The 9,281-nt window shown below is 36.6% G+C and carries 5 protein-coding genes; 3 read left to right on the top strand and 2 right to left on the bottom strand.

Annotation, left to right across the window (positions count from 1 at the left end):
- Positions 1–161: 161 nt before the first annotated feature.
- Complete coding sequence (locus tag ACFO3N_RS24460; protein WP_379801448.1) at positions 162–5,405, bottom strand: T9SS type B sorting domain-containing protein; 5,244 nt, start codon at positions 5,403–5,405, stop codon at positions 162–164.
- A gap of 509 nt (positions 5,406–5,914) precedes the next feature.
- Positions 5,915–6,367, bottom strand: coding sequence for a DUF4442 domain-containing protein (locus ACFO3N_RS24455; protein ID WP_250837311.1), 453 nt, complete (start codon positions 6,365–6,367; stop codon positions 5,915–5,917).
- 232 nt (positions 6,368–6,599) lie between these two features.
- Here ACFO3N_RS24455 and ACFO3N_RS24450 point away from each other — a divergent pair, with 232 nt between their 5' ends.
- The 3 genes from ACFO3N_RS24450 to ACFO3N_RS24440 all read left to right on the top strand — a co-directional run bounded on the left by ACFO3N_RS24450 (position 6,600) and on the right by ACFO3N_RS24440 (position 9,281).
- Positions 6,600–7,055 carry a DUF4870 domain-containing protein gene (locus ACFO3N_RS24450; protein WP_095929566.1) on the top strand — a complete coding sequence of 152 codons (456 nt, stop codon included), beginning with the start codon at positions 6,600–6,602 and terminating at the stop codon, positions 7,053–7,055.
- Positions 7,056–7,181: 126 nt separating this feature from the next.
- On the top strand, positions 7,182–7,514 hold the full coding sequence (locus ACFO3N_RS24445) for a PadR family transcriptional regulator (RefSeq protein WP_008464689.1): 333 nt from the start codon (positions 7,182–7,184) through the stop codon (positions 7,512–7,514).
- 3 nt (positions 7,515–7,517) lie between these two features.
- The gene (locus tag ACFO3N_RS24440) at positions 7,518–9,281 is read left to right on the top strand and encodes a PspC domain-containing protein (RefSeq protein ID WP_379801447.1); all 1,764 of its coding nucleotides are present in this window, start codon (positions 7,518–7,520) and stop codon (positions 9,279–9,281) included.

The following is a 9,281-nucleotide window of genomic DNA, read 5'->3' as shown; positions in this document are numbered from 1 at the left end:
TGCAAATGAATAATGTTTAACAACTACTAATTCTACACACTCAAGTTTGAATTCATAGCTGTGCTTGACTTTTCTTTCCATAAAAATGCCCCCAAATAGCGTCTAACTTTTTGGGGGCAGTGCATTCCTTGAGGTCTTTTTTTTATAGAATTATATTTTTATTACTGGCTATTTACATACAGATATCCTGCTTTCTCGACTTTTTTTCCATTGCTGTCATATTCTAATGTGTAGAAATAAGTTCCTGTCGGAAGTTTGTTCCCTCTCGCAACAGTTGCACGTCCGTCTGAGAATCCCTGAAACGGATTGGTAACATTGTCATAGCCATTTTTCTCGTAGACAATTACTCCGTATCTATTGTAGATTTTCACTTTATTGTCTGGATAGCAGTCAATTCCTTTTATAAAGAAACTGTCATTTAATCCGTCACCGTTTACTGATACAGCGTTGTAAACTTCTTCTACGCAAGAGACATTTACTGTCTGTACAAAGGAATTCTGATTTCCGCAATTATCTGATGCTGTCCAAGTTCTGATCAGTGAATATCTGCTAGCGCAATCCCCTTCAACTCTCTGCTCGTCATAAGCTACTGTTGTACTGCCGCAATTATCCGTAGCTGTAAAAGTTTGGGCTGGAGGAATAGTATCACAGTCTGCTGTTATTGTTGCCTGCGGCAGTGTTTCTGCAAATACTGGCGCTGTAGTATCATGAATTAATATCGTCTGTGCACACGTTGCTGCATCCAGAACAGTATTTTCTCCTGCATCGCGAACTCCGTTGCTGTTGGCATCCGCATATTCTGTTATCGTATAAGTTCTTGTTACATTGGCATTACAACCTGGATCCGCTCCATTTGATGCTGTAATTTCAACCACTCCACATCGGGTATCTGCTATACGTCCGTCTCCATTTCCTAAGGCTTCGAATTGTGCTTCTGTCAGATTCACTGCCGAAGGAAGCTCCTCGTAACATTGTACTGAAGTTGGCTGGAAAGTCGGACAGATCACACTGAAACGGCAGCAGTTTGGCGAAATTCCAGCTATATTTACTGTATTACAAGCACTTGCATCCTGAAAGTTCACATTATAATTGGTTCCCGAACTGATAAGTCCTGATGTCCACGCATTTCCCGACCACGTTCCCGGTGCTCCAGTTCCAGTAGCAGTATAAGGCGCCTGACCTGTTACTGATAAAGTAATATTATATCCAGGCTGTGTAGAAGAACAAGCCGCAGTTTCTGCTCCTGCCAAAACAATCTGGCTAATAATCACATTCTGATTTGCCGTTACACTATTACCATTACCGTCATTAAATGTCCAGGTAATAACTGTCGTTCCTGGATTTGTTATTGGGAAAGCTGATGTTGTAACTCCTGTAATTATTCCAGCACACGCGTCTGTTGTTGTTGGTATTACTGGTGTAACATTACACTGTCCAGTAATATCCGCCAAAATAGGGATATTTGGAGGGGTGATATCATCGATAATTACATTCTGGTTCGCTGTTGAAATATTTCCGTTTCCATCATCAAAATTCCATGTCACAACTGTTGTGCCCTGGGCTGTGATTGGAAATAGTGTTGTAGTTGTTCCTGTTATCGTACCAGAACAATTATCTGTGGCAGTCGGTGCTGTTGGGGCTCCCGAACATTCGCCTGTCACGTCAGCCAAAACTGGAACTGCAGGAGCAGTTATATCCTTAATAATTACATTCTGGTCTGCCGTAGAGATGTTGCCATTTCCGTCATCAAAACTCCAAGTTACCACCGTTGTTCCTTGTGCCGTAATTGGGAAAACTGTCGCTGTTGTTCCTGTGATGATTCCCGCGCAGGCATCTGTTGCTGTTGGAACTGTCGGCGTTGCGGAACATTCTCCAGTTACGTCCGCCAGTATAGGTACCAAAGGCGGTGTTTCATCATCAATAATTACATTCTGGTTTGCCGTTGAAATATTTCCATTTCCGTCGTCAAATGTCCAAACCACAACAGTTGTTCCCTGTGCCGTTATTGGAAAAACTGTCGCTGTTGTTCCTGTGATAATTCCCACACAGGCATCTGTTGCTGTTGGAACTGTCGGCATTGCGGAACATTCTCCTGTTATGTCCGCCAATATCGGCACAACTGGTGGGGTTATATCATCAATTATTATATTTTGATCGATAGTTTGTAAAAATCCATCTCCATAATCAAAAGTCCAGGTTATAACTGTCCTCCCCTGTGTATTAATTGGAAGTATCGTGGATGTCGTACCTATGATTGTTCCTGCACAAGGATCTGTTAATGTTGGTGCTGTCGGTATAATAGAGCATTCAGCCGTTACATCTGAGAGAGGCGTTGGAAGTACCGTTTCATTTATTGTTATAGTACTAGTGGTAGCATCAGAACAACTACCATTACTAAAAGAATAAATAATAGTATAAGTTCCAGGTGTTGATGATTCTAGATTGATTTCTCCTGTTGTCTGGTTAATACTTAACCCAGTATCTGATGTATAAATACCATTCGCTACACCTGTTTCAGTAGAAGTTACAGTTCCTCTATTACAATAAGGCCCATTAGGATAACTAATTGTAGCTACAGGAAGAGGATTTATAGTTATAATAGCAGTTGTAGTATTAGAACAGCTGCCGTCGCTAAATGTATAAGTGATTGTATGATCTCCTGCTGTAGAAGCCACAAGGTCAATTTCTCCTGTATTTATATCTATAATTAAACCTGGATCAGAAGAATAAGTTCCTCCACCTGTTTCAAGCTGCTCAGGTATAGCTGTACCTATCTGGCAATATGGATTGTCCAAATATGATATTGATGCCGTAGGCAGATCATTAACAGTCACATTAACGGGAACAATTGTACTGCATCCGTTAGTATTGGTTCCTTTTATGTAGTAAGTTCCGCGAGTAGTTATTGCAGAAGGAACTGCAATGGCAGCAGTGGCGGCATCATCTGAAAAATATGTGTAAGTAAGCCCTACATCACTTCCTGCTGTAACTGAAGGTGCCGTAATATCTATTGCATTTGGAGTACAGACCGAAGCTGGATCTGTAATAACAATTGCAGGAGCCGGATTGACATTTATTGTTAAATTAGAAATGGTATTGCTGTTACATGGTGCTCCAAGCGTTACTGTGCAGGTATAGTTATTTGCGCCAACCGCAAGATCAGCGTAATTTATTAAAGGATCTTTTAATGCTTGGTTTGAGGCATTAATTCCCGGACCTGTCCATAAATAAGAAAGCGCACCCAATATGTCAACATCTAACTGTACAGTACCCGATGTGAGATTACATATTGTGGCAGGAGTTGTTAAGCCATCTGCTGTCGCATCCGGAGCAGCAGCTACACCAATCTGAACAGACTGGGTAATAACATTCCCGCATCCATCTTGTATTTTAAAATAATAAGTAGCATCTGTAAGCCCGCCAAAAGTATTGCCGCTTTGGTAAGCACTATATGTATTGCCTCCATCCGTACTTAGAGCATATTGCAATACATCTCCCGGCGACGGCGAATTAGACACTGCCGTAATGGTCAGCACTCCGTTAGTTGCACCTGTAGCGCAGACATAACCTCCGGTATTAGTTTTATCTACAATAATAGCATTGCTGGCATCATAAGTGACCGTCTGAGTAAGAACGTTTAAAGTTCCTCCTTTTATACGGAGACCAAAAACATAAGTGCCGTAACTAAGACCATTGAAAGGAAGCGAAGCTGTTGTGCTCGCTAAATCTCTAACCTGACCAACACTTGAAGGTCCCGAAACGATAATTACCTGATAGGCATTTGCCACATCAAAATTTCCATTCATCACATAATTAAAGCCTCCGCAGACTGGGGTAGTCGTGTAACCGGATAAAGATGCTGTATACCCTTGAACAACTACATTTAATGTTTTTGTATCGCAATCGGTTTGAACTTGCAATGTGTAATTTCCTTTTGGAAAATATCCAGAAGGACCAGCAGGTAATTGCAGATATGCATTACCACTAGCATTTAATGCAGTACTTCCGGTATATCCTACTGGAATCAAAGGATTAGTAGATGCCATTACAGTATAGTTTATAGTATCTCCCGTTTCAAATGGGTTTATATTTAGAATCAATCTGCCATAGTTTAAATAATTTAAGCTTGGCTGAACACCTGAAACAAGTTGATTAATAGTTACTGACGGACTAGAAGGTATTGTTATGTTTTGTGAAGCTGGAAGGGGGAAGTTACCTGTTGTGTAACCTTGGGCATCAATATAATCAACATGATAAGTTGCACCTGCAGTAAAACCACTAATAGCTTCTATTACATCTGATACCGATCTTGTAATAACATCTGATGGGTTAGCAATATTAGTAAATGTCATATTTACTGGATAACAGGAAATTCTGTTAGCCTGTACAGAAACAATTCCGGCACCACTGCAATTGAAAGGTCTAATATATCCTAATATTGGAGTAATCGGAAATTCCTTAGTGTTACCGCAATTATCGATTAAGACAACTTTCATATTTAACATATCTGCTTCCATATCTGCTCTTGTCGCAGTTACAGGCATGGTTACTTTTTCAAACAATGGAGAATAACCATCACCTCCTATATCGCTGTACCCATCTCCGTCAATATCTTTACCATACAATTGCCCCTGGTATTTTACTTTCCAAGTAAAATTGGCCGCATCTGCTGGTGATAATGTTGTACTATTTGCAATATATTGAAATAGTGCCTGATTATCAATTATAAGAGGAGTAGAGCAATTAAAAATAGTTGAATGGCTTGGAAAAGCAAAAGTTCCCAACTTAATATCTGCCAAACTAACTGTTGGATCAGAAATAGAAGTTGCTCCCGTTATAGTCTGTCCACAATTATCAGTAACACTGACTAAATAATTATCTTTAGGAAGCACATTAAATGTAAAAGTTCGGAGGCTAATTGGCCCGCTATTTTGTAGAATTGTTCCGGGAGCAGCCTGCGCAGCAATCGTATACGTAAAGGGTGGCTGTCCGTTAGTTGTTGTGGTAGTCAATACAGCTGTTCCTCCAACACAACCGGCTACTTTTGTAGGGGTAGTAACTGTTCGAGCTAGATAGCCGTCTGTAACAGCAATATTAGCGCTTGAAAAAACTGTTCCTCCAGATGTTGCCCTGCCATTTACGACATATGTTCCTGAGGATAATCCGGTAAATACAGGATTGTTAGTAAACTGCGTATTATCTCCAGGTACAGGCGAAACAACAACACCTGCTCTTAAAAGCTGATACTGTGGTGTTGCTCCCAAACCAGTGCTGCTGGCAGTTACAATTCCGCTATTTTGACAGCCATTATTGCTGGCAATACCTGTTACGGTTTGCGCATGCAAATTAATGCTGAGTAAAAATGTGGAGATAAAGATAAAAAGCGAAGTAATTTTTGTTTTCATAAATTGTTTTTTTAATTAAACAAATAATGAGACTTGCATATTCATAAATCAATTGACTTTAAGATATTTAGCCGTATTTTATTAGTTTAATTTTCTTTATGTTTAAAATTTATCCCCTTATAAAATTGGGCGGGCAAAATTCATTTTAATGAAATAAAATTTTACCGCTAAAAGACTAATAAACAACAGATAAAGACAATTTAATATTTGTGGATGCAACTAAAAAACACGAACAATTTTAACCTTGCAGGCTAATTGTAACAGATAATTGTTAAGAATTGGGGACAATTCGTTATACTAACAACCGAGAAAGAAAAAAGTTAGATTAGAATGGAAGGCTTATAATAAAAAACACAAAAAGATCATGTTCTTTCACATTTTGAAAAATAGAAGTCCTTAAATTTAAGGACTTCTATTTTTACACCATAAAAATACTGATTATAAATTAGTTACAATAAAAAAAGCAGTAAAAAAATTACTGCTTTTTTTGCTAACTGATATGTATACATTTATTTCACCCTAATACTCCATTCAAAATCCATTTCAGAAACCTGAACTCCTTCTTCGTTTGTTCCAATAGATTTCATCCAGAACGTCTGCCCTTCTCCAGTTTCTATGGTTTTCTTTATTGCCTCTGTAATTAAATGTCCGTCATTGCAGACAAAAGTAATTCTTCCTGTCGCTTTTTTGGTAAAGTTTCCTTTGTTGTTGGCTACTAACATCGAAATCTTTTTTCCACTTTGCTGAATCTGAGAAATCACTAAAGCTCCCGTTGTAAGCTCTGCCGCCATAGCTTGAACAGCAAAATACATGGAGTTAAACGGGTTCTGATTGATCCAGCGATGCTTGACACTTACAATGCAACTATCACTATCAATTGCTTTTACACGCACACCACAAAAGTATGCAGAAGGTAATTTGAATAAGACGAATTTGTTAAGTTTTGAGACCGAAAGTGCCATATGCTTTGTTTTTTCTTGTAAAAATACAAAAAAACTATGCATGCACAATAAATTATTCATATATCAAAAGAAACCCAATAAAGACGTGGATTCGGAATGATTTTTCAGCCTTTTAAAAGTTATCTAACAGTTTTAAATTTGTTAATATTTTGTTAATATTTGGTACTATGTAAAACAAGATACTGTCTTTTAGACATATATTTGCATAAGAAATTACTATATACTTTTAATCATGGAAAAAACATCAGAAAAGAATACAGCATCATTTACTCATTTGAGTACTTTAAGCCAATATATAATCCCGTTTGGGAACTATATTTTTCCGCTAATCATTTGGACAAACTATAAAGACAAGTCTGAATTTGCAGATCATCACGGAAAACAAGCTTTAAATTTTCAGTTAAGCATTTTGCTTTACAGTTTGATCTTAGCGCTTATTGCTATTCCGATTTTCGTTACTGTTTTTTTGCAGAATCTTCCGTTAGAAGCTGTTTTTAATGACGACGATTTTGTAATTAGAAACTTTAACTTTCAAGCAAACATTGGACTTTTAAGTGTCGGAATTACCGCTGTGGTCCTTTTTGGAGTTTTAAAATTTGTTGAATTCTTTTTAGTGATCTATGCTTCAATAAAAGCTTCAAACGGAGAATTATATAAATATCCGCTTACGATTCCTTTTATAAAGTGACACTAAAAAATTAAAAGTTATAGTCGAAACATCAATCAAATCAAATAAGTTTCGCAATCAATCATCAATCAAATTATCATCAATCAAAAAACGAATTGTTCAATCAAAAAAAAACAAAATGAAATTATGAACATTGAAAACACAAAAGCACAGATGCGCAAAGGTGTTCTTGAGTTTTGCATCTTATCAGTTCTAAAAGAAAAAGACGCATATACATCTGAAATATTAGACACTTTAAAAAACGCAAAATTACTAGTTGTAGAAGGAACCGTTTACCCGTTGTTAACTAGATTAAAAAATGACGGTTTACTTAATTATCGCTGGGAAGAATCGACCTCTGGGCCACCACGAAAATATTATGGGTTAACCGAGATAGGACAAACTTTTTTAAACGAACTTAGCGGCACCTGGACAGAATTATCTGACGCCGTAAATCTAATCACCAATCAAAATCAATAAGTCATGAACAAAACAGTAAATATTAACTTAGGCGGGATGTTTTTTCACATCGATGAAGATGCATACTTAAAATTGACACGCTACTTTGACGCTATAAAACGATCACTTAACAACTCATCTGGACAAGACGAAATTATTAAAGATATCGAAATGCGTGTTTCTGAATTGTTGACAGAAAAACAAAAAAGCGAAAAACATGTTGTTGGACTGAAAGATGTTGACGAAGTGATTGCGGTAATGGGTCAACCAGAAGATTATAGAATTGAAGACGAAGAAAATGCAAATCAATCTTTCAATAACTACAGTGCAAGAAAACACAAAAAATTATATCGTGACAAAGAAAATGGTATGATTGGCGGTGTAGCGACAGGTTTAGGACATTATTTCGGAATTGACGCGGTTTGGATTAAAATCATATTCTTAATCTTCGTTTTTGCAGGTTTTGGAACAGGAATCTTAGCTTACTTCGTTCTTTGGATTGTAACTCCTGAAGCCGTTACAACATCTGAAAAATTGGAAATGACAGGAGAACCAGTAACGATTTCTAACATCGAAAAAAAAGTTAGAGAAGAAATTGATTCGCTTTCTGAGAAATTCAAAAATGCGGATTATGACAAAATGGGAAACCAGGTAAAGTCGGGAGCTGGGAGAATAAGTAGTTCATTTGGAGACTTTGTCATGACGATTTTTAAAATCTTTGCTAAATTTTTAGGAGTAATTCTAATTATCTCAGGGATTTCTACCTTAATCATGTTATTGATTGGCGTATTTACTTTAGGAACTAATATTTTTATCGATTTCCCTTGGCAGAATTTTGTTGAAGCTGGAAACTTTACAGAATACCCGCTTTGGTCATTCGGATTGTTAATGTTCTTTGCTGTTGGAATTCCGTTTTTCTTCTTAACTCTTTTAGGATTTAAACTGTTATCTCCAAATTTAAAATCAATCGGAAACATCACAAAATATACGCTTTTAGCTCTTTGGATTATTTCTATCGCAATTCTTACTAGTATTGGAATCAAACAGGCAACTGAAATTTCATACGATAATAAAGTAGTAGAGAAAAAAGTTCTGGCAATCAAACCTACTGATACTTTATATATTAAGTTCAAGTACAATGATTATTACACAAAAAGCTTAAACCACTATAGAGAATTTGAGTTTGTGCAAGATTCTGCAAACAAAGAACTGATTTATTCTAATGATGTACGTATACACGTATTACACACAGACGAATCAGCTCCGTTTATGCAGATTGAAAAAAGTGCAAGAGGAAACTCTTTTACAAATGCTAAAAAAAGAGCAGAAAAAATCGATTATAAGTTTCAAGTTAACGGAAATCATTTAATTTTGGATAACTATTTTCTGACAGATGTAAAAAACAAATTTAGAGGCCAAGAAGTTGACATCTATCTTTACTTACCAGAAGGGCAATTAGTTAAACCAGATTCTTCTGTAAGAGATTACTATAACTCAGATGACAATTTCTTTGAATTAAATTACAACGGAGATTACAATTACAAAGTTATCGGTTCTAAAGTAAAATGTTTAAACTGTCCTGCTGATGAGGATAATGATAACGATGAAACTGACTACGAGAATATAAACGAAGAAGTTAATAATGCCATTAATGATGCTCAAATTGAAGCCAATGATACGGTAAGAGAAGTTTCGGTTAAAATTAACGGAAAAGAAGTTATTAACGGAAAAAAAACTAAAGGAAGACTAACCACTGATAAAAACGGAGTAATAATCAAAATTAACTAA

This window comes from Flavobacterium chungangensis, assembly GCF_042654045.1.
Taxonomy (GTDB): domain Bacteria; phylum Bacteroidota; class Bacteroidia; order Flavobacteriales; family Flavobacteriaceae; genus Flavobacterium; species Flavobacterium chungangensis.
Note: the sequence above shows the minus strand (reverse complement) of the source record. Positions and strands in the feature narration are given on the sequence as shown.

Excerpts from the sequence above, each read along its gene's own strand:
- ACFO3N_RS24440 (WP_379801447.1), top strand. The coding sequence starts at position 7,518 with ATGAACAAAACAGTAAATATTAACTTAGGCGGGATGTTTTTTCACATC.
- ACFO3N_RS24445 (WP_008464689.1), top strand. The coding sequence starts at position 7,182 with ATGAACATTGAAAACACAAAAGCACAGATGCGCAAAGGTGTTCTTGAG.
- ACFO3N_RS24450 (WP_095929566.1), top strand. The coding sequence starts at position 6,600 with ATGGAAAAAACATCAGAAAAGAATACAGCATCATTTACTCATTTGAGT.
- ACFO3N_RS24460 (WP_379801448.1), bottom strand. The coding sequence starts at position 5,405 with ATGAAAACAAAAATTACTTCGCTTTTTATCTTTATCTCCACATTTTTA.
- ACFO3N_RS24455 (WP_250837311.1), bottom strand. The coding sequence starts at position 6,367 with ATGGCACTTTCGGTCTCAAAACTTAACAAATTCGTCTTATTCAAATTA.